This is a genomic window from Rathayibacter sp. AY2B5, assembly GCF_002931645.1.
Taxonomy (GTDB): domain Bacteria; phylum Actinomycetota; class Actinomycetes; order Actinomycetales; family Microbacteriaceae; genus Rathayibacter.
Genome location: NZ_PSUE01000032.1, coordinates 13,615 through 32,113, shown reverse-complemented (window position 1 = coordinate 32,113; position 18,499 = coordinate 13,615). Strand labels below are relative to the sequence as shown.

Below are 18,499 nucleotides of genomic sequence, written 5' to 3'. Positions count from 1 at the left end.
TCGCCTTCGACCGCTCGGTCCGCGTCTCCGACTGACCCGTCCCGCCGCGGTGCCGCTCCCGGTGCCGCGGCGGTGCGTCAGCCGCGCGAGGCGGCGGCTCGGATCCGCAGGGGCTTGTGCGCTCCGCGGACGCCCTGCACCTCTCGGAGGCCGCGCCCGCCGGAGCGGCGGGTCAGCGGAGGACCGCCACCTCGTCGACGGTGTCGACCCGGGCGGCGGCGCGGACCTCGTCCGCCCGCCCCTCGGCGGCGAGCAGGCGGCCGGACTCGGACGCGGTGAGCAGATGCGCGCACGCCCGGCGCAGGCCCTCGTAGGACGCGCAGGCCACCGCGGCCTCGGGCGAGACGTGGTCGATGCCCAGCCCGATGAGCGCGTCGACGACGGCGCCGGCCGCCAGCTGGTCCTCCATCGCGAACCGCGCCGCTCCGCTGTCGTCGACGTCGCCGAGTGCGATCACGTTGACGCTGGTGCGCCCGCCGTTCTCGTGCTGGCGCTCCAGGATCCAGCGGGCGACGGCCGAGCGGTCGGCCAGGCCCGCGCGGACGACGCGGCCCTCCACTCCCCCGAGGTCGGGGCTCTCGCCTCCGGGCAGAGCGTCGACGAGCACCGTGACGTGGGCGGGGGCGAGCACGCGGAGGGCGCGGGCCCCCCACTCGAAGCGGATCTGGTAGGTCGACTGGTCGACGGAGGCGGCGGGAGCGGTCACCCTGACACGGTAGCGAGCCCCGGAGGCGCATACACGTCCGGGGCTCCGCGCGCACCCGGTTCCCGCGCAGGGGCGGGCGGAGGAGGATGTCCCTCGTGAAGGTGATGCTCAAGCACGTGCTCGACACCGACGCCGACTCCGCCTGGCGCGCCCTGCAGAGTCCGGCCGTGTTCCGGGAGGTGATGTCCCCGCTCCTGACCGCCGCGTCGCTGGACGAGGGCGGCTTCCGCCCGACCTGGGGGCTCGGCTCCCACGAGGTCGCGATGGACGCCCTCGGGATCGTGCCGATGGGCGCGCAGGAGATCGACCTCTCCTACCGCCGCGTCCCCTCGATGCCCGACGTGCGGATCCTGCGCGACAGCGGCGGGCCCCTCACGGGCTCCCTCCGCCTCATCACCGCGTGGGACCACCGCATGGCCGTGGCCCCGCTCCCTGACGGGCGCACGCTCTTCCGCGACCGCCTCGAGTTCTCGGCGGGCCTCGCCTCGGCCGCGCTCTGGCCGTCGATGTGGGCGTTCTGGCAGTGGCGCGGCATCCGCATCCGCTCCCTCGCCCCGTCCTGGCGCCACGATCTCGGTGCCGACACCCGCCCGCGCGGGGAGTCCGCCGCATGAGCCCCGACGGCGTCGCCGAGGAGGAGACCGAGCTGTCGCGCTCGGAGCTCCTGCGCCTCCAGTGGCCCTCCGCCGACGAGGAGGAGCAGGACGACGACGGCGTCTCGCCCCGCCGCCGCCTCACGACCGCGGTCGAGGTGTCGGACTGGCGCCGCCACGTCCAGGCCCTCTACGCGGAGGTGCGCCGGCTCTCGAACGTGGACCTGCTCGCCGCGCACGCGTCCTGGATCCGCGGGCGCAACGCGCTCTTCGCGCAGCACCCCTCCACCCCCCTCCTCCCGGCCGACCGCGCGCACTTCCGCTCGCTGCCGATCGCGCCCTACGACGCGGCCTGGCGCTTCGAGCTCGAGGTGGCTCCGGCCGAGGAGGCGCGGCGGATGGACGTGGAGACCGGCACCGACGGCACCGTCCCCTTCGAGCTGATCGGCACGGTCGAGGTGCCGGACGCCGGCAGCCTCGACGTCTGGCGCCTCGCGTCCTACGGAGGAGGACTGTTCCTGCCGGTCAAGGACGCCCTCGCGGGGACACCCGGCGGCACCTACGGCGGCGGCCGCTACCTCCTGGACACCGTGAAGGGCGCCGACCTCGGCCCGGGCTCCGCCCCGGGGACGCTGGTCCTCGACTTCAACTTCGCCTACAACCCCTCCTGCGCCTACGACCCGGCCTGGGCCTGCCCGCTCGCCCAGGCGGGCAACCGGCTGCCGGTCGAGGTGCCGGTCGGCGAGCGCTACCGGGGCTGACACCGACCCTGGACGTTCTCGGAGGGGCGGCCGATAGCCTCCGGGCGGCGCCGTCGTGCGCCGGAAAGCAGGAAAGCCGCATGCCCCGTCCCGTCCTCCTCGTCACCGGAACCTCCACCGGCATCGGCCGCGCCACCGCGATCGAGGCCGCGCGCGCGGGCTGGCGGGTGGTCGCCACCGTGCGGGATCCGGAGCGGGCGGAGGGCCTGCGCGCCGCCGCCGCCGAGGCACGCGTCGAGCTCGACCTGCGAGCGCTCGACGTGACCGACGCGGACTCCGTCGCCGGCTGCCTCCGCGCCGTGGAGGAGGAGCTCGGCGGTCTCGACGCCCTCGTGAACAACGCCGGAGCCGGCCACCTCGGCACCCTCGAGCTGGAGGATCCGGAGGAGCTGCGCCGCGTGATGGAGGTCAACTTCTTCGGCACCGTCGCGGTCACCCGCGCCGCGATGCCGATGCTGCGCTCGTCCCGCGGTCGCATCGTCACCGTCTCGAGCGTCGGCGGCGCGATCGGGCAGCCGTTCAACGAGGACTACTGCGCGGCGAAGTTCGCGGTCGAGGGGTTCTTCGAGGCGCTCGCCCCGGTCGCCGCCTCCGTCGGCGTCCACGTGTCGCTGATCGAGCCGGGAGCGGTCCGCAGCAGCTTCGTCGAGAACGTCGGCATCGACGCGGCGGCGATGCTCGCGCAGGCCGGCCCCTACTCGCCGGCGCTCGGCGCCTACCTCGACCGCGCCGCGTCGTCCTTCTCCTCGACCCACGCGCAGGACCCGTCCGACGTCGCCGCTGTCATCCTGAAGACCCTGCGCGACCCGGAGCCGGCCTTCCGCGTGCAGACCTCGGACTGGGCGGGCGACTTCGTCGGGACCAAGCTGAGCGACCGCGACGGCTCCCGCGTGCAGGCCGCGATGCGCGGATGGATCGGCATCCACTAGAGTGGGATGGTGCGAGCGCAGCGACTGCGCTCCCCCGCGTCGTAGAACGCCCCTTGTCCCCTAGGACTCTGACCGTCGAGGATCCGTCCCGACCATCTGGCGCACGTGCATGAGGCCCCCGGCCGCGCGCACCGAATCGTACGGCGAACGGATGTGACCACCGTCACCTTCGCCCGAACGCCGATCACCCGCGCCCCGGCCACCGCCCGCGCGTCCTCGATCGGCATGATGCCCCCGAAAGGCACCACTTCATGTCGAACACCCCCCTCTCCTTCAGCGCCCTCGGCGTGCCGGCCCCCCTCGTGGCCGCGCTCACCGCGAGCGGCATCACCGAGCCCTTCCCGATCCAGGTCGACACGCTGCCCGACACCCTCGGCGGACGCGACGTCCTCGGCCGCGGCAAGACCGGCTCCGGCAAGACCCTCGCCTTCTCCATCCCGATGATCGCCCGACTCGGCGGCTCGCTCGCCGGCGGACGCCGCCGCCCCGGCCGCCCGCTCGGACTCGTCCTCGCGCCGACCCGCGAGCTCGCCACGCAGATCACCGCCGCGATGCAGCCCCTCGCCGACGCGTACGGCATCGTCACCACCACGATCTTCGGAGGCGTCTCGCAGCAGCGCCAGGTCGCCGCGCTCAAGCAGGGCGTCGACATCGTCGTGGCCTGCCCGGGCCGCCTCGAGGACCTGATGAAGCAGGGCTTCGTGAACCTCGACGCCGTCGAGATCACCGTCCTCGACGAGGCCGACCACATGGCCGACCTCGGCTTCCTGCCGGTCGTCACGCGCATCCTCGACAAGACCCCCCGCGGCGGCCAGCGCCTGCTGTTCTCCGCGACGCTCGACAACGGCGTGGACAAGCTGGTCAAGAAGTACCTCCAGAACGAGGTGCTCCACTCGGTCGACGAGGCCAACTCCCCCGTCGCGCTGATGACCCACCACGTGTTCGAGGTCGACGGCCTCGACGCCAAGAACGCGCTCGTGAAGACCCTCGCGTCCGGCACCGGCCGCCGCATCCTCTTCATGCGCACCAAGCACCACGCGAAGAAGCTCGCCAAGCAGCTCACCGGCCAGGGCATCCCCGCGGTCGACCTGCACGGCAACCTCTCGCAGGTCGCCCGCGACCGGAACCTCGCCGCGTTCGGCGCCGGCACCGTCAAGGTCCTCGTCGCCACCGACGTCGCAGCCCGCGGCGTGCACGTCGACGACGTCGAGCTCGTCATCCACGTCGACCCGCCGATGGAGCACAAGGCGTACCTGCACCGCTCGGGCCGCACCGCCCGCGCCGGCAGCGAGGGAGACGTCGTCACCGTCGTCCTGCCCACGCAGCGCAGCGACGTGAAGACCCTCCTCCGCAAGGCCGCGATCCAGGTCGCGCCCCAGCAGGTGACGGCCGACTCGGCCGCCGTCGCGAAGCTCGTCGGCGACGTCGCTCCGTACGTCACCCCCAGCGCCGCCGTCGAGCCCGTCCGCGGCCAGTCGCAGGGCGGACGCTCGCAGGGCGCCAACGCGCAGCGCAAGCGCGCGGCCCGCACCGAGGGCACCGCCGCACCCCGCGGCGGACGCTCGACGGGTGCCGCGACCGGCGGAGGCGACCGCCCCCGCCGCGACCGCACCGCCGCCGAGGGACCCGCCCGCGGCGGCGCCCGCGGAGGCGCCCGCGGAGGCCGCAGCCGCTCGGCCGACGGCGCCCCCTCGACCTCGGGCGGATCGCGCTCGTTCTACAGCACCGCGACCGGCGGAGCAGCCTCGGGCGCTCCCGCCCGCGAGTCCGCCGGCGGCGGCGCCCGCCGCGGCGGCCGCCGCGCGCAGGGCTGAGTCCGATTGTGCGCCGCGGAGCGGCGCACCGCGGTCGGCTTCAAGCACGGTCGCGACGCGCAGAGCGTGTCGCGACCGGCTAGGCCGATCCGCTCACACGCGGATCGACCGTTCGCCTCGCGGGCAGCCGCGGAGCGGCGCACCGCGGTCGGCTTCAAGCACGGTCGCGATACGCAGAGCGTGTCGCGACCGGCTAGGCCGATCCGCTCGCACGCGGATCGACCGTTCGCCTCGCGGGCAGCGGCTGGTCCGGGGGCTGGGCGTTCGGTGATCGCGCCTCAGCGCTCGTCCTGATCAGGGCGCCGACATCACGAAGGGCCGGGGCCCGCGACTTCTGGTCGCGGGCCCCGGCCCTTCGTCGTTCCCGCTTCACCTCTTCGAGCGGAGTCCCGCGCAGGGAGCTCCGGAAGTCCTCACCACGTCCTGATCAGGCGATCCCCTGCTGCGCCGTCGTCGGGCAGGGGCGCCGCCTCTCCTCGCCCGGTCACAGAGGTCCCGTGGATGCCGGATCCACGAGCCGAACGGCCGAGTCGCGTGCCGGCGAATCGGTCCAGGCGGACGCACGATGCTCCAGCCGGCCTGCTGTCCCTGCGAGCCGACCGCGGCGCGCCGCTATCGGCGCAGGAAGCACCGCGGCCGATCCGCGCCGCTAGGACAGGCGGCCGACGGAAGCGAGCGCGGCGCGGATCAGCGCGCCCCGCCCGCCCTCCATCTCGGCGGAGATCGCGTCGGAGCAGGCCTCGTCGGGGGTCATCCAGGTGAGCTCGAGGGCGTCCTGGCGGGGGTCGCAGGTGCCGGTGACGGGGACGACGTAGGCGAGGGAGACCGCGTGCTGGCGGTCGTCGGTGAACGGTCCCATGCCGGGCATCGGGAAGTACTCGGCGACGTGGAAGGGGAGCGGGCTCGCCGGGAGGAGGGGGAAGGCCATGGGACCGAGATCCTTCTCGAGGTGGCGGAACAGCGCGTCGCGCAGCGTCTCGCCGTACATCACGCGGCCCGAGACGATCGTGCGGGTGATCTGGCCGGAGGGGGTCGCGCGCAGGAGCACGCCGACCTCGGTGACCTGCCCGAGCCCGTCGACCCGGACGGGCACGGCCTCCACGTACAGCAGCGGGAGCCGCCGACGGATCTCGGCGAGTTCGTCGTCGGACAGCCACCCGGAGTTCGGGTCAGGGGTGCGCACGCTCATGCAGCCATTCTCACCCTTCGCGGCTGGTGTTCCGACCGGCGGCGGCGATCCCGCACTCAGGGGGATGATGGTGCGATGGGAATCGACGCGAACGCGGTGCTGTGGTCCTCCTCCGAGCGCGACCGCGTCGGCAGGCCCCTCCTGGTGCTGCTGCACGGCTACGGCTCGCACGAGGGGGACCTGTTCTCGCTCGGCGCCTACCTGCCGCTGGAGCCGGTCCTCGCGTCCCTCCGGGCGCCTCTCGCCCTGGGCGGCGGGGCGAACGCGTGGTGGCCGCTCCGGGTGCCGCTGGTGCCTGATGAGCCGCGGGCCGATCCCGAGGCCGTCGAGGCGGCGGCGGCGGGGGTGATCGAGTGGCTCGACGCTCTGGGGCACCCGGGTCCGGTGGGGCTGCTGGGCTTCTCCCAGGGCGCCGCGCTGGCGGTGCAGCTGCTTCGGCGCGCGCCGGGCCGCTTCGCCTTCGCGGTCGCTCTGTCCGGGTTCGTGGTCCCGCTCGCCGAGGGCGACGACGCGGACGAGCGGCTCGCCCGCGAGCGTCCTCCGGTGTTCTGGGGCCGCGGGACGCTCGACACGGTGATCCCGGAGGAGCTCGTGCGGGACGCGGCGGCCTGGTTCCCGGAGCACACGGCGCTCGACGCCCGGGTCTACGAGGGCGTCGCCCACGGAGTCGGGCAGGCCGAGCTCGCCGACATCGGCACGTTCGTGCGTCTCGGCTTCGCCTGACGGGCGGACTCCCCCGCGTCAAGGGCTCGCCCCCGGGCCGCGGCCCCGGCAATGTCGGAGGTGGCAGGGAGGATGGGTGCATGCCGGACGTCCTCGAGCGCTTCTCCCCCGCCACGCGCGCGTGGTTCGAGGGCGCGTTCCCGGCGCCGACCGCCGCCCAGGAGGGCGCCTGGTCGGCCATCTCGAGTGGAGCGCACGCCCTCGTGGTCGCTCCCACCGGCTCCGGCAAGACGCTCTCGGCCTTCCTCTGGGCGATCGACCGGCTCGTGCAGGGCCCGCCGCCGGAGGATCCGCAGCACCGCACGCGCGTGCTCTACGTCTCGCCGCTGAAGGCTCTCGGCGTCGACGTCGAGCGCAACCTCCGCTCGCCGCTCGTCGGCGTCACCCAGACGGCGCTGCGGCTGAGCGCCGAGGGCATCGGCAGCGCGCCGGCCACGGTCACCGTCGGGGTGCGGTCGGGAGACACGCCCGCCGCCGAGCGGCGCGTGCTGCAGAAGACGCCGCCGGACATCCTGATCACGACCCCCGAGTCGCTCTACCTCATGCTCACCTCGGCGGCGCGCGAGTCGCTCCGCGGCGTCGAGACGGTCATCGTCGACGAGGTCCACGCGGTCGCGTCGACCAAGCGCGGGGCGCACCTCGCCGTCTCCCTCGAGCGGCTCGACGCCCTGCTCCCGAAGCCGGTGCAGCGCATCGGCCTCTCGGCGACGGTGCGTCCGCGCGAGGAGGTGGCCCGGTTCCTCGCCGGCCGCTCCCCGGTCGCGATCGTGGCTCCGGCGTCCGAGAAGCAGTGGGACCTCAGCGTCGTCGTCCCGGTCGAGGACATGTCCGAGCTGGGGACGGCGGCTCCGCAGGACGGATCGACGATGGGGGCCACCGGTCCGCAGAGCGGGTCGATCTGGTCGCACGTCGAGGAGTCGATCGTCGACCGGGTCCTCGCGCACACCTCCTCCATCGTCTTCGCGAACTCCCGCCGCCTCGCCGAGCGGCTGACCGCCCGGCTCAACGAGATCTACGCCGAGCGCCGCGAGCTCGCCGCGGAGCGGGCGCGCGAGGCGGGCGAGCCCGTCGCCGTCGGGGCCCTGCTCGCCGAGGCGGCCTCCTCCTCCGTCCGCCGCTCCCCGGCCGAGGCGATGGGAGCGGCCGGGGGCACGAGCGGCAGCGGGCAGTCCGCGCCCGACGAGGAGCCACTGCTCGCCCGCGCTCACCACGGCTCGGTGAGCAAGGAGCAGCGCGCGATCATCGAGGACGACCTGAAGTCCGGCCGCCTGCGCTGCGTGGTCGCGACCTCGAGCCTCGAGCTGGGGATCGACATGGGCGCGGTCGACCTCGTCGTCCAGGTCGAGACGCCGCCCTCGGTCGCGAGCGCCCTGCAGCGCGTGGGTCGAGCCGGCCACCAGGTCGGCGAGGTCTCGCGCGGGTCCTTCTACCCCAAGCACCGGGCCGACCTGCTCCACTCCGCCGTGACGACGGAGCGGATGCGCTCGGGACTGATCGAGGCGATCGCCGTCCCCGCGAACCCGCTCGACATCCTCGCGCAGCAGACCGTCGCCGCGACGGCCCTCGAGAGCCTCGACGTGGACGACTGGTTCGACACCGTCCGCCGCAGCGCCCCGTTCGTGTCCCTGCCCCGCTCCGCCTACGAGGCGACCCTCGACCTGCTCTCGGGCCGCTACCCCTCCGACCAGTTCGCGGAGCTGCGGCCGCGCCTCGTCTGGGACCGCGACGCGAACACGCTCACCGGCCGGCCCGGCGCCCAGCGCCTCGCCGTCACCAGCGGCGGCACCATCCCCGACCGCGGGCTCTTCGGCGTGTTCATGGTCGGCGAGCCGGGCTCGACCGGCAACCGCGTCGGCGAGCTCGACGAGGAGATGGTCTACGAGTCCCGCGTCGGCGACGTCTTCGCGCTCGGAGCCACCAGCTGGCGCATCCAGGAGATCACCTACGACCGCGTGATCGTGACGCCGGCGTTCGGTGAGCCCGGGCGCCTCCCGTTCTGGAAGGGCGACTCGCAGGGGCGCCCCGCCGAGCTCGGCGAGGCGATCGGGGCGTTCACCCGCGAGGTGGGCGCCGCCGCCCCCGAGACGGCGCGCGAGCGCTGCACGGCGGCCGGGCTCGACGAGTACGCGACCAACAACCTCCTCTCCTTCCTCGACGAGCAGCGCCTGGCCACCGGGCAGATCCCGGACGACCGCACCCTCGTGCTCGAGCGCTTCCGCGACGAGCTGGGCGACTGGCGGCTGGTGCTGCACTCCCCGTACGGGATGCAGGTGCACTCGCCGTGGGCGCTCGCCATCGGCGCTCGCGTCCGCGAGCGGCACGGCGTCGACGGAGCGGCGATGGCCGGGGACGACGGCATCGTCGTGCGGATCCCCGACACCGAGTCGGAGCCGCCGGGCTCCGAGCTGTTCCTGTTCGAGCGCGAGGAGCTGGAGCAGCTGGTCACGAGCGAGGTCGGCGGCTCCGCCCTCTTCGCCGCCCGGTTCCGCGAGTGCGCGGCGCGGGCGCTCCTGCTCCCGAGGTACAACCCGGGCAAGCGCTCCCCGCTCTGGCAGCAGCGGCAGCGGGCGGCGCAGCTCCTCGACGTCGCCCGCACCTACCCGACCTTCCCGATCATCCTCGAGACCGTCCGCGAGTGCCTCCAGGACGTCTACGACCTGCCCGCGCTGCTCCGGCTCGCCGCACGGCTGGACGGGCGCGAGCTGCGGATCCTCGAGGTCGAGACGCCGACCGCCAGTCCGTTCGCGCGGTCCATGCTCTTCGGCTACGTCGCTGCCTTCATGTACGAGGGCGACAGCCCGCTCGCCGAGCGCCGCGCGGCGGCGCTCTCGGTCGACGCGACGCTCCTCGGCGAGCTGCTCGGCCGGGCGGAGCTGCGCGAGCTGCTCGACCCGGCCGTCCTCGCGCAGATCGAGCGCGAGCTGCAGCGCGTCGAGCCCGAGCGCCGCCTCCGCGGGCTCGAGGGCGCCGCCGACCTGCTCCGGCTGCTCGGCCCGCTGACGCTCGACGAGCTCGGGGAGCGCCTGGTCGACGAGTCGGTCGCCTCGGCGGACGTCGCGAAGGCGCCCGCGATCGAGCGCGCGGTGCTCGAGGCCGACGTCGCCGCGCTCGTGAAAGCGAAGCGTGTCCTGCCCGTCGGGCTCGGCGGCGAGCAGCGGTACGCCGCGATGGAGGACGCCTCCCGGCTCCGCGACGCTCTCGGCGTGCCCCTGCCGATCGGCGTCCCCGTCGCCTTCATCGACCCCGTCCGCGATCCGCTCGGCGACCTCGTCGCCCGCTACGCGCGCACCCACGGCCCCTTCACCGCCGCCGCCGTCGCCACCCGCCTGGGCCTCGGCGTCGCGGTCGTCACCGACACCCTGCGCCGCCTCGCGGGCGAGCGTCGCGTCTCGGAGGGCGAGTTCCGCCCCACCGGCACCGGGACCGAGTGGTGCGACGCCGAGGTGCTGCGCCGCCTGCGCAGCCGCTCTCTCGCCGCGCTCCGCAAGGAGGTGGAGCCGGTCGACGCGGCCGCGTACGCCCGCTTCCTCCCCGCCTGGCAGCACGTCGGCGGCTCGCTCCGCGGCATCGACGGCGTGGCCTCCGTGATCGACCAGCTGGCCGGCGCGCCCATCCCCGCGTCCGCGTGGGAGTCGCTGATCCTGCCCGCCCGGGTGCGCGACTACTCCCCCGCGATGCTCGACGAGCTCACCGCGACCGGCGAGGTCCTCTGGGCCGGCGCGGGCACCCTGCCCGGCAACGACGGCTGGGTGAGCCTCCATCTCGCCGACACGGCAGGGCTGACCCTCCCCGTCCCCGCCGCCGAGTCCGTGACCCTGACCGAGCTCCAGCAGGAGATCGTCGGCGTGCTCGGCTCGGGCGGCGGCTACTTCTTCCGCCAGCTCTCCGACGCGGTCGGCTCCACCGACGACGCGGGCCTCGTCGAGGCCCTGTGGGAGCTGGTCTGGGCCGGGCTCGTCACGAACGACACCCTGGCGCCGCTGCGCACCCTCGTCGGCTCGACCGGCGGCGCCCACCGCCAGCCGCGCGCCCCCGCCCGCGCCCGCGCGCCCCGGGGCCGGATGACCGCCCGCCCCACGATGGCCACCCGCGTGGGGCCGCCGACCGCCGGCGGCCGCTGGTCGATCGTGCCGCTCGCGGAGTCGGACGCGACGATCCGCGGGCACGCGCTCGGCGAGACGCTGCTCGAGCGGTACGGGATCGTCACCCGCGGCTCCGTGCAGGCCGAGGGCGTCCTGGGCGGCTTCGCCCTCGCCTACAAGGTGCTGAGCGGCTTCGAGCAGCAGGGCCGCGCCCGGAGGGGCTACTTCATCGAGAAGCTGGGAGCAGCACAGTTCGGCACCGCCGGCAGCGTCGACCGGCTCCGCACGTTCGCCCCGCAGGACGAGGCGCAGGAGCGCTCACGACCGGTGCTCGCGCTGGCGGCGACCGACCCCGCCAATCCGTTCGGCGCCGCTCTGCCGTGGCCGCAGGGCGAGGGGCACCGCCCCGGTCGGAAGGCCGGCGCGCTGGTCGCCGTCGTCGACGGAGCGCTCGCGGTCTACCTCGAGCGCGGCGGCAAGACCGCCCTCACCTTCACCGCCGACGAGGCGGCTCTCGCCGACGCGGCCGGCGCCCTCTCGCAGCTGGTCCGCTCCCGCGGGGTCGAGAAGCTGACCGTCGAGAAGATCGACGGCGTCTTCGCGCTCGGCACGCCCTTCGGCGACGCCCTCGTCGCCGCCGGCTTCGTCGCGAATCCGCGCGGCCTGAGGATGCGCTCGTGAGCGCCGGAGGGAGCCAGCGTGCCCGAGGGTGACACCGTCTACCGATCCGCCCACAATCTCGCCGAGGCGCTGGACGGCGAGGTCCTGACCCGGTGCGACGTCCGCGTGCCGAAGTACGCGACGGTCGACCTCACCGGCGAGACGATCGACGAGGTCGTCCCCCGCGGCAAGCACCTGCTGATGCGGGTCGGCGACGCGCTGATCCACTCCCACCTCAAGATGGAGGGGAGCTGGCACCTCTACGCCCGCGGCGAGGGCGAGCGGCCGAAGTGGCACCGGCCGGCGTTCCAGGCCCGGATCGTCCTCGAGACCGAGGACTGGCAGGCGGTCGGCTTCGAGCTCGGGCTCCTCGAGATCGTCCCGCGCTCGGCCGAGGAGGACGTGGTCGGCTACCTCGGCCCCGATCTGCTCGGCGCCGACTGGGACGCGGAGGAGGCGCTGCGACGCCTGTCCGCCGATCCGGAGCGGCCGATCGGGCTCGCGCTGCTCGACCAGCGGATCATGGCCGGACTCGGCAACGTCTACCGCGCCGAGCTGTGCTTCCTGCGCGGTGTGCTGCCCACGCGCCCGGTCGGCGGGAGCGGCGACCTCGTGCGCACCATCGCGCTCGCGAAGCGGCTCATCACCGTGAACCGCGAGCGGATCGAGCGCACGACGACCGGCAACCTGCGCCCGGGCCAGCAGCTCTGGGTCTACGGCCGCGACCGCAAGCCGTGCCGGCGCTGCGGCACTCCGATCGAGCGCGGCGAGCTCGGCGACGACGAGCTGCAGCTGCGGGTCACCTACTGGTGCCCGCACTGCCAGAGCTGAGGGGCTACTCCTCGACCGCGGAGCGGCGCCCGGGGACGTGCTTCTCGTGCACGCCGACGTCCGTCAGGCGCTCGATGCGGTCGACGTGGCGGCCTGGCTCGCCGCCGTCCGCGACGATCCAGCTGCCGACGAGGAGGAACCCGTCGCGGCCGCCGGCCGTCAGCGGGCCCGTGATCGTGAACGACCCGAGCGCCGGAGTCGAGAACGCCACGCGCACCGGATCCCCGTGCTCGAGTCCCTCGGCCGAGCGCTCCCCGCCGACTTCGTCGGCGTCCGGAGCCAGGGCGATGCTCTGGATCTCGGTCCCCGTGCCGAGGAAGACGTCCGCGACGACGAGCTCGCCGCCGACGGCCTGGCGGACGACCCCCTCGATCCCGTAGAGGCCGTAGCGCGGGGAGCGGACGAGGACGCGCACCGAGTCGCCGATCGCGACCTCGGCGAGAGCACCCCGGATCGAGGCGACGTCCCTCCGCGCGGGAGGGGCGGACAGGGCGTCGAGGATCGGGCTGGGCATCCGATCAGGGTAGCCGCTCCGGGAGCGCACCCGCCCGGCGGATCGGCGGCGGATCCCGGCCGGCTGAGGCGCCGGGTCGCATCGGCCGCCGACGCCGCGCGCGAGCGGCGGAGCGCCGGCCGGAAGGCTCCGGCACCGCGAGACCCCGGCACTGCGGAGACACCGGCACCGCAGGGAGACGCCGGTACTGCGGCAGGCGCAGTCACCGCCGGGAACGACGAAGGCCCCGCCTGAGCGGGGCCTTCGGACGATGCGGAGTCGGTGGGATTTGAACCCACGGAACCCAATAAAGGGTTCTCCACCTTAGCAGGGTGGTGCACTCGACCGGACTATGCGACGACTCCTGAGCGCCCGCTGGCGGACGCACGACGACCATCATAACCGCACGCGCGAGGGCCTCGCGACACGGGCGCCCGCCCCTCCACGGGAAGGCGGGAAGCCGCCTACTGGTCCGACAGGGGCCGGCCGATGGTGCAGGTCTCCTGCTGCGCGGTCTGCCCGGAGACGTCGCTCGGAAGGGTGACCGGCCCGTCGGGTGCGCTCGTCGCGGGGGCGTCGGTCGCGGGGGCGTCGGTGGCCGGCGACTCCGTGGCCGCCGGAGCGTTGGTCGCCCCGGGCTCCTCCCCCGTCGACTGCGAGCCGCCGCCGGTGGTGCCGCTCAGCGCGATCGGCTGGTCGGCGAGGAGCGCCGCGTTCAGCGCCGCCGCCGCGTCCTCGCTGGGGTACACGCCGTTGCCGTCGATGAAGGTCGGGTACTGCACGAAGACCACGTTCGCGAGGTCGACGTCCTTCACCGCGAGGCCGATCGACACGAGGGTGTTCACGTTCTCGAGCGAGGTGGAGAGCTGCATGTTCGAGACGGCCGCCTTCGCGAGGCCGTAGAGGTTCACCGGGTTCGAGAGCGTCGACGCGCTCTTCACCTTGCGCACCAGCGATGAGAGGTACACCTGCTGGCTCGAGATGCGGGTGAGGTCGCTGCCGTCGCCGACGCCGTGCCGGGTGCGGAGGAACGCCAGCGCCTCGGCGCCGACGAGCGTGTGCGTGCCCGCGTCGAGGTTCAGCCCCGTGTACTCGTCCTGGATCGGGGTGGCGACGCAGACGTCCACTCCGCCGACCGCGTTCGACATCTCGATGACGCCCTCGAACTGGATGAGCGCCGCGTAGGGGATCTCGAGCCCGGTCAGCTGCTCGACCGTCTGCACGGTGCACGCCAGCCCGCCGGCCTCGAGCGAGGTGTTGATCTTCGCCGAGTCCACCGCGTCCGAGACGGCGCCGGTGGCCGGGTCGGTGCAGGAGGGGATCGGTACGTAGAGGTCGCGGGGGAAGCTGACGACCTCCACGGTCGAGTGGTCGGCCGAGATGTGCATGAGCATCGTGACGTCGTTGAGGTTCTCGGCACGCTCGCCGTAGGCCCCGGCGGCCGATCCGTCGGCGCTGTCGCTGCCGGCGAGCAGGATGTTGACGCCGCCCTCGATCGCCCCGATCTCGGGCACGTCGCCTCCGCCCGAGTCGATCCCTAGGTCGACGGACGGACGCGCGCTCCCGGCGATCAGCGAGGCGGCGATCGCCACGATGCAGACCGCGCTGAGCACGCCGACGCCCACGCAGGCTGCGAGGATCCGCGCGGCGAAGCGCACGCCGCTCGGGCGGCGCAGGCGGCCGTGCCGTGCTGCTGTGGTCCGGGTGGACGCGCGTTCGCTCATCGGGTCGCACTCTCTCTCGGCTGCGGGACGCGTGTCGTCCCGGAGTCAGCGCGCGAGGTGGAGAGCACCCGTGGTGCCGCCCGCCCTCGGCTCAGCCGAAGAAGCCGACCGAGCAGGTCTGCTGGTCGGCGCTCTGGCCGGTGACCGATTCTGGCAGGGCAACCTTGGATCCGTCCTCGGGAGTCGCTGCAGGAGTGCCGGGTGCAGGAGTGCCGGGTGCCGCCTCGGCCGTCGCCAGCGGATCCGCGGTCGCCGGGCCCGACGGAGCGGCGGTGTCGGCCGGGGCCGCCGCCTCGCCCTCCACGGTCGCGCCGGCGCCCGTGCCGCCGGTGATGGCGATCGGCTGATCGGTCTGCAGGGCGCTCGCCAGGACGTCGCCCGCGGCGCGGTCCGGCTCCACTCCGCTCGGAGTCGCCCCGGTCGGGTACTGCGCGAAGACGACGTCCGCGAGGTCGACGTCCTTCAGCGCGAGTCCCATCTGGACCATCGTGTTCACGTTGTCGAGACCGGTCGAGAGCGTCATGTTGCCGAGCGCCGCCTTTGCGAGCCCGTAGAGCGCGACCGGGTTGAGGAGGGTGTCCGCGCTCTTGATCCGGCGCACGAGCGCCGAGAGGAAGACCTGCTGGTTGCTGATGCGGGTCAGGTCGCTGCCGTCGCCGATGCCGTGGCGGCTGCGGAGGAACTGCAGCGCCGCCATGCCCTCGAGCGAGTGCACGCCCGGCTCGAGGTAGGTGTTCGTGTAGGGGTCCGCGATCTCGGTCGCGACGCAGACGTCGACTCCGCCGACCGCGTTCGACATCTCGATCACGCCGTTGAACTGCACGACCGCGCCGTAGTCGACCCGGACGCCCATGAGGTCCTCGACGACCCCTGCCACGCAGCCGAGGCTGACGTCGCTGCCCATCGCCTCGTTGATCTTGGTGTCGTACCGGGCGGGGATCGTCTCACCCGTGGCGGCGTTCACGCACTCCGGGATGTCGACGTACATGTCGCGGGGGAAGCTCACGACCGTCGCGTTGCTGTGGTCGGCCGAGACGTGCATCAGCATGTTGACGTCGTTGAGGACGCTCGTCTCCTCATCGGGGTCGCCGTAGGCGTCGCCCTGGCCCTTCCGCGAGTCGCTGCCGACGACGAGGACGTTGAAGCCGCCCTCCAGTGCGCCGATCTCCGGGGCGCCTCCGGCCTCGACGCTGGAGCCGGCCGCGCCCGGGTGCAGGTCGACCGAGGGCTGCACGGACTGGACGATCAGCGTCGCCGCGATCGCGACCACCGACACCGAGGCGACCACACCGACACCGCCCACGAGGGCGGCTCCCTTCACCAGGGTCCGCGCGAGGGTGTGCCGCTTCTGGCGGCCGTGCCGCACGAAGGGGCGCGGCGTGCGCGGAGTGTCGCGAGTCTGTGTCGAAGGGCCCGTGCGGCGCATCCGTCTCCCGGTGTCGAGGCGTCAGTGGTGCGGAGGTGAGGGCCGGGCGTCGGTCCCGGGCGTCGCGCAATCCTATACAGAGGGGTGGCGCGTTCCGAAGGAGAGCGGGCGGCCCTCCGTCGTCGCGCGCCAGGACGGGCGTCGGAAGGCGCCGGCGGGAAGCGACGCGAAGAACGGGACTCCGCGGCGGACGGCGTGGCGGAGGGCGTGGGATTCGAACCCACGAGACGTTTCCGCCCACCAGTTTTCAAGACTGGCTCCATCGGCCGCTCGGACAGCCCTCCCGGCCGCTCCCGCAGGAGCGACACCCGATAGTAACCGCCGAGCGCGCGGGACCGTGATCAGCGCAGCGCCGAGAGCGCGACCGCCACGCCGTCCTGGTGGACCGAGGGGATCACGGCGGAGGCCACGGCCCGCACCTCGTCGGGCGCCTGCGCCATCGCGAGCCCTGCGCCCTCGGCGGCGGCCCAGGTGAGCATCTCGATGTCGTTGCGGCCGTCGCCCAGCGCGACCACGTCGCTCCGCTCGATGCCCAGCTCCTCGCGGACGACCTCGAGCGCGGTGGACTTGTTGACGCCGTGCGGGGCGATGTCGAGCCAGGCGGTCCAGCCGATCGCGTAGCTGACCTGGTGCAGGCCCATCTCCTCGACCAGCGAGGTGAACTCCTCGATGCCGGTTTCGGGCGAGATCACGACGACGCGGGTGCACAGCCGGCCGAGCAGCTCCTCGAAGGGGACGTGGGTCGTCTCGGCACCCATCACGGCACCACCCGGGAACGCCTCGGTGTAGAAGAAGGCGCCGTCCGCGTCCTCGACGGCGTAGTGCGCGTCGGGGAGGGAGCGGCGGATGGTCTCCAGGACCTCCGTCGGGTCGAAGGTCTCGACCGTCTCGGGGACGTAGGCACCGGACGCGTCGCGGCGGAGCGTGACCGCTCCGTTGCAGCAGATCACGTACTCGGGCGAGATCCCGAGGCGCTCGACGACCGGCAGGGTGGAGGAGGGCGAGCGCCCGGTGGCGAGCATCACCTCGTCGCCCTGGGCGGCCACGCGGGTGATCGCGTCCGTCACCGCGCGGGTGATGGTGCCGTCCTCGTGCATGACGGTGCCGTCGATGTCGAGGGCGACGAGGCGGCGGCCGGAGGCGCGGGCCGCGCTCATGCGACGGGCTCGAGCACCTCGAGGCCGCCGAGGTGGGGCCGCAGCGCCTCGGGGACGAGCACCGAGCCGTCCGCCCGCTGGTGGGTCTCAAGGAGGGCGACGATCCAGCGGGTGGTCGCGAGCGTGCCGTTGAGGGTTGCGACCGGAGCCGTCCTCCCCGACTCGGTGCGGTAGCGGGTGTCGAGGCGGCGGGCCTGGAACGTGGTGCAGTTCGAGGTCGACGTCAGCTCACGGTAGGTCTCCTGCGTGGGGACCCACGCCTCCACGTCGAACTTGCGCGCCGCGCTCTGGCCGAGGTCGCCGGCCGCCGTGTCGATGACGCGGTAGTGCAGGCCGAGGCTCTGCAGGACGTCCTCCTGGTATGAGAGCAGGCGCGCGTGCTCCGCCTCGGCGTCCTCGGGGAGGGTGTAGACGAACATCTCGAGCTTGCTGAACTGGTGCACGCGGATGATGCCGCGGGTGTCCCGTCCGCCCGAGCCCGCCTCGCGGCGGTAGCAGGTGCTCCAGCCCGCGTAGCGCTTCGCGCCGCCGGAGAGGTCGAGGATCTCGTCGGCGTGGTAGCCGGCGAGGGCGACCTCGCTGGTGCCGGTGAGGTAGAGGTCGTCGTCGCGGAGACGGTACACCTCGTCGTCGTGCTCGCCGAGGAAGCCGGTGCCGTCCATGATCTCGGGGCGCACGAGGGTGGGCGTGATCAGCGGGGTGAAGCCGGCGGCGAGCGCCTTCTCGAGGCCCAGGTTCATCAGCGCGATCTCGAGGCGGGCGACCAGGCCCTTGAGGAAGTAGAAGCGCGCGCCGCTGACCTTCGCGCCGCGCTGCATGTCGATGCCGTCCAGCAGCTCGCCGAGCTCGAGGTGGTCGCGCGGGGCGAAGTCGAAGAAGGGGCGCTCGCCGACCGTCCTGACGAGCTCGAACGACTCCTCGCCGCCCGCGGGGACGCCCTCGATGATCGGGTTGGCGATGCGCTTCACCAGCACGGTGAAGGCGTCGTCGGCCTCGGACGCCTCCTGCTGGGCCTGCTTGGCGGCGGCGGCGAGGCGCTGGGCCTCGGCGACGAGGGCCGCCTTCTCGTCCTTCGGAGCCTTGGCGACGGTCTTGCCGAAGGCGTTCTGCTCGGCCCGGAGCCGCTCCGCCTCGGTGATCGCCGCACGGCGCACGCGGTCGGCCTCGAGCGCCTCGTCGACCAGCTCGACGGAGTCGCCGCGCGCCTCCTGCGAGCGCTTCAGGACGTCCGGGTTCTCGCGCAGAAGTACGGGATCAATCACCCCAGCAGTGTAGAGGAGGGCCGGGACGGGCCGCCGCCCGCGCGTACCCCCGGGGCCGGCTGAGCATCGGCCGCGAGGAGGCATCCGATCGCGCGGACGGCTGCGAATCTGAGTCATCCCCCGAGAACGTCCCCCCGCGTTCGACACCC

General features: G+C 73.8%; 14 protein-coding genes and 2 tRNA genes. 7 read left to right on the top strand and 9 right to left on the bottom strand.

What is annotated here, in order from left to right:
* Positions 1-172: 172 nt before the first annotated feature.
* Positions 173-706 (bottom strand): 2-phosphosulfolactate phosphatase, encoded by a 534-nt coding sequence (locus C5C30_RS15635; protein ID WP_104233930.1) that lies wholly within the window; start codon positions 704-706, stop codon positions 173-175.
* 86 nt (positions 707-792) lie between these two features.
* On the opposite strand from C5C30_RS15635, the gene C5C30_RS15630 reads away from it, so the two are divergent.
* The 4 genes from C5C30_RS15630 to C5C30_RS15615 all read left to right on the top strand — a co-directional run bounded on the left by C5C30_RS15630 (position 793) and on the right by C5C30_RS15615 (position 4,803).
* The gene (locus C5C30_RS15630; RefSeq protein WP_244248113.1) at positions 793-1,320 is read left to right on the top strand and encodes a hypothetical protein; all 528 of its coding nucleotides are present in this window, start codon (positions 793-795) and stop codon (positions 1,318-1,320) included.
* Positions 1,317-2,060: a DUF1684 domain-containing protein gene (locus tag C5C30_RS15625; protein ID WP_104260906.1), complete on the top strand. Its 744-nt coding sequence runs from the start codon at positions 1,317-1,319 to the stop codon at positions 2,058-2,060. The genes C5C30_RS15630 and C5C30_RS15625 overlap by 4 nt, the downstream gene beginning before the upstream one ends.
* A gap of 80 nt (positions 2,061-2,140) precedes the next feature.
* Entirely contained in the window at positions 2,141-2,989 is an 849-nt protein-coding gene (locus tag C5C30_RS15620; RefSeq protein ID WP_104233932.1) for an SDR family oxidoreductase, read from the top strand.
* Positions 2,990-3,240: 251 nt separating this feature from the next.
* A complete protein-coding gene (locus C5C30_RS15615; protein ID WP_104334054.1) occupies positions 3,241-4,803 on the top strand; it encodes a DEAD/DEAH box helicase in 1,563 nt (520 codons plus the stop codon).
* Positions 4,804-5,452: 649 nt separating this feature from the next.
* Here the strand turns inward: C5C30_RS15615 and C5C30_RS15610 are convergent.
* Positions 5,453-5,992 carry an NUDIX hydrolase family protein gene (locus C5C30_RS15610; RefSeq protein ID WP_104225113.1) on the bottom strand — a complete coding sequence of 180 codons (540 nt, stop codon included), beginning with the start codon at positions 5,990-5,992 and terminating at the stop codon, positions 5,453-5,455.
* A gap of 75 nt (positions 5,993-6,067) precedes the next feature.
* On the opposite strand from C5C30_RS15610, the gene C5C30_RS15605 reads away from it, so the two are divergent.
* The 3 genes from C5C30_RS15605 to C5C30_RS15595 all read left to right on the top strand — a co-directional run bounded on the left by C5C30_RS15605 (position 6,068) and on the right by C5C30_RS15595 (position 12,288).
* A complete protein-coding gene (locus tag C5C30_RS15605) occupies positions 6,068-6,715 on the top strand; it encodes an alpha/beta hydrolase (protein WP_104226771.1) in 648 nt (215 codons plus the stop codon).
* An 80-nt stretch (positions 6,716-6,795) separates the two neighbouring features.
* On the top strand, positions 6,796-11,478 hold the full coding sequence (locus C5C30_RS15600; protein ID WP_104334053.1) for an ATP-dependent helicase: 4,683 nt from the start codon (positions 6,796-6,798) through the stop codon (positions 11,476-11,478).
* A gap of 18 nt (positions 11,479-11,496) precedes the next feature.
* Positions 11,497-12,288: a DNA-formamidopyrimidine glycosylase family protein gene (locus C5C30_RS15595; RefSeq protein ID WP_104250891.1), complete on the top strand. Its 792-nt coding sequence runs from the start codon at positions 11,497-11,499 to the stop codon at positions 12,286-12,288.
* A 4-nt stretch (positions 12,289-12,292) separates the two neighbouring features.
* On the opposite strand, the gene C5C30_RS15590 is transcribed toward C5C30_RS15595, so the two are convergent.
* From C5C30_RS15590 to serS, 7 genes are all read right to left on the bottom strand, one after another.
* Positions 12,293-12,802 carry a hypothetical protein gene (locus C5C30_RS15590; RefSeq protein ID WP_104233937.1) on the bottom strand — a complete coding sequence of 170 codons (510 nt, stop codon included), beginning with the start codon at positions 12,800-12,802 and terminating at the stop codon, positions 12,293-12,295.
* A 253-nt stretch (positions 12,803-13,055) separates the two neighbouring features.
* Positions 13,056-13,146 (bottom strand) — tRNA-Ser (locus C5C30_RS15585).
* A gap of 99 nt (positions 13,147-13,245) precedes the next feature.
* Positions 13,246-14,505: an LCP family protein gene (locus tag C5C30_RS15580; protein WP_104226775.1), complete on the bottom strand. Its 1,260-nt coding sequence runs from the start codon at positions 14,503-14,505 to the stop codon at positions 13,246-13,248.
* Positions 14,506-14,596: 91 nt separating this feature from the next.
* Entirely contained in the window at positions 14,597-15,871 is a 1,275-nt protein-coding gene (locus tag C5C30_RS15575; protein WP_258066007.1) for an LCP family protein, read from the bottom strand.
* Positions 15,872-16,127: 256 nt separating this feature from the next.
* Positions 16,128-16,215 (bottom strand) — tRNA-Ser (locus C5C30_RS15570).
* Positions 16,216-16,272: 57 nt separating this feature from the next.
* The gene (locus tag C5C30_RS15565; protein ID WP_104334052.1) at positions 16,273-17,088 is read right to left on the bottom strand and encodes an HAD family hydrolase; all 816 of its coding nucleotides are present in this window, start codon (positions 17,086-17,088) and stop codon (positions 16,273-16,275) included.
* Positions 17,085-18,350: a serine--tRNA ligase gene (gene serS / locus C5C30_RS15560; RefSeq protein ID WP_104334051.1), complete on the bottom strand. Its 1,266-nt coding sequence runs from the start codon at positions 18,348-18,350 to the stop codon at positions 17,085-17,087. Before serS ends, C5C30_RS15565 begins: the two co-directional genes overlap by 4 nt.
* Positions 18,351-18,499 lie beyond the last annotated feature (149 nt).

What these genes read in the sequence shown, in the direction of transcription:
- C5C30_RS15605 (WP_104226771.1), top strand. Translation starts at nt 6,068, where the DNA reads ATGGGAATCGACGCGAACGCGGTGCTGTGGTCCTCCTCCGAGCGCGAC.
- C5C30_RS15590 (WP_104233937.1), bottom strand. Translation starts at nt 12,802, where the DNA reads ATGCCCAGCCCGATCCTCGACGCCCTGTCCGCCCCTCCCGCGCGGAGG.
- C5C30_RS15580 (WP_104226775.1), bottom strand. Translation starts at nt 14,505, where the DNA reads ATGAGCGAACGCGCGTCCACCCGGACCACAGCAGCACGGCACGGCCGC.
- C5C30_RS15610 (WP_104225113.1), bottom strand. Translation starts at nt 5,992, where the DNA reads ATGAGCGTGCGCACCCCTGACCCGAACTCCGGGTGGCTGTCCGACGAC.
- C5C30_RS15625 (WP_104260906.1), top strand. Translation starts at nt 1,317, where the DNA reads ATGAGCCCCGACGGCGTCGCCGAGGAGGAGACCGAGCTGTCGCGCTCG.
- C5C30_RS15565 (WP_104334052.1), bottom strand. Translation starts at nt 17,088, where the DNA reads ATGAGCGCGGCCCGCGCCTCCGGCCGCCGCCTCGTCGCCCTCGACATC.
- C5C30_RS15630 (WP_244248113.1), top strand. Translation starts at nt 793, where the DNA reads ATGTCCCTCGTGAAGGTGATGCTCAAGCACGTGCTCGACACCGACGCC.
- C5C30_RS15620 (WP_104233932.1), top strand. Translation starts at nt 2,141, where the DNA reads ATGCCCCGTCCCGTCCTCCTCGTCACCGGAACCTCCACCGGCATCGGC.
- C5C30_RS15600 (WP_104334053.1), top strand. Translation starts at nt 6,796, where the DNA reads ATGCCGGACGTCCTCGAGCGCTTCTCCCCCGCCACGCGCGCGTGGTTC.
- C5C30_RS15615 (WP_104334054.1), top strand. Translation starts at nt 3,241, where the DNA reads ATGTCGAACACCCCCCTCTCCTTCAGCGCCCTCGGCGTGCCGGCCCCC.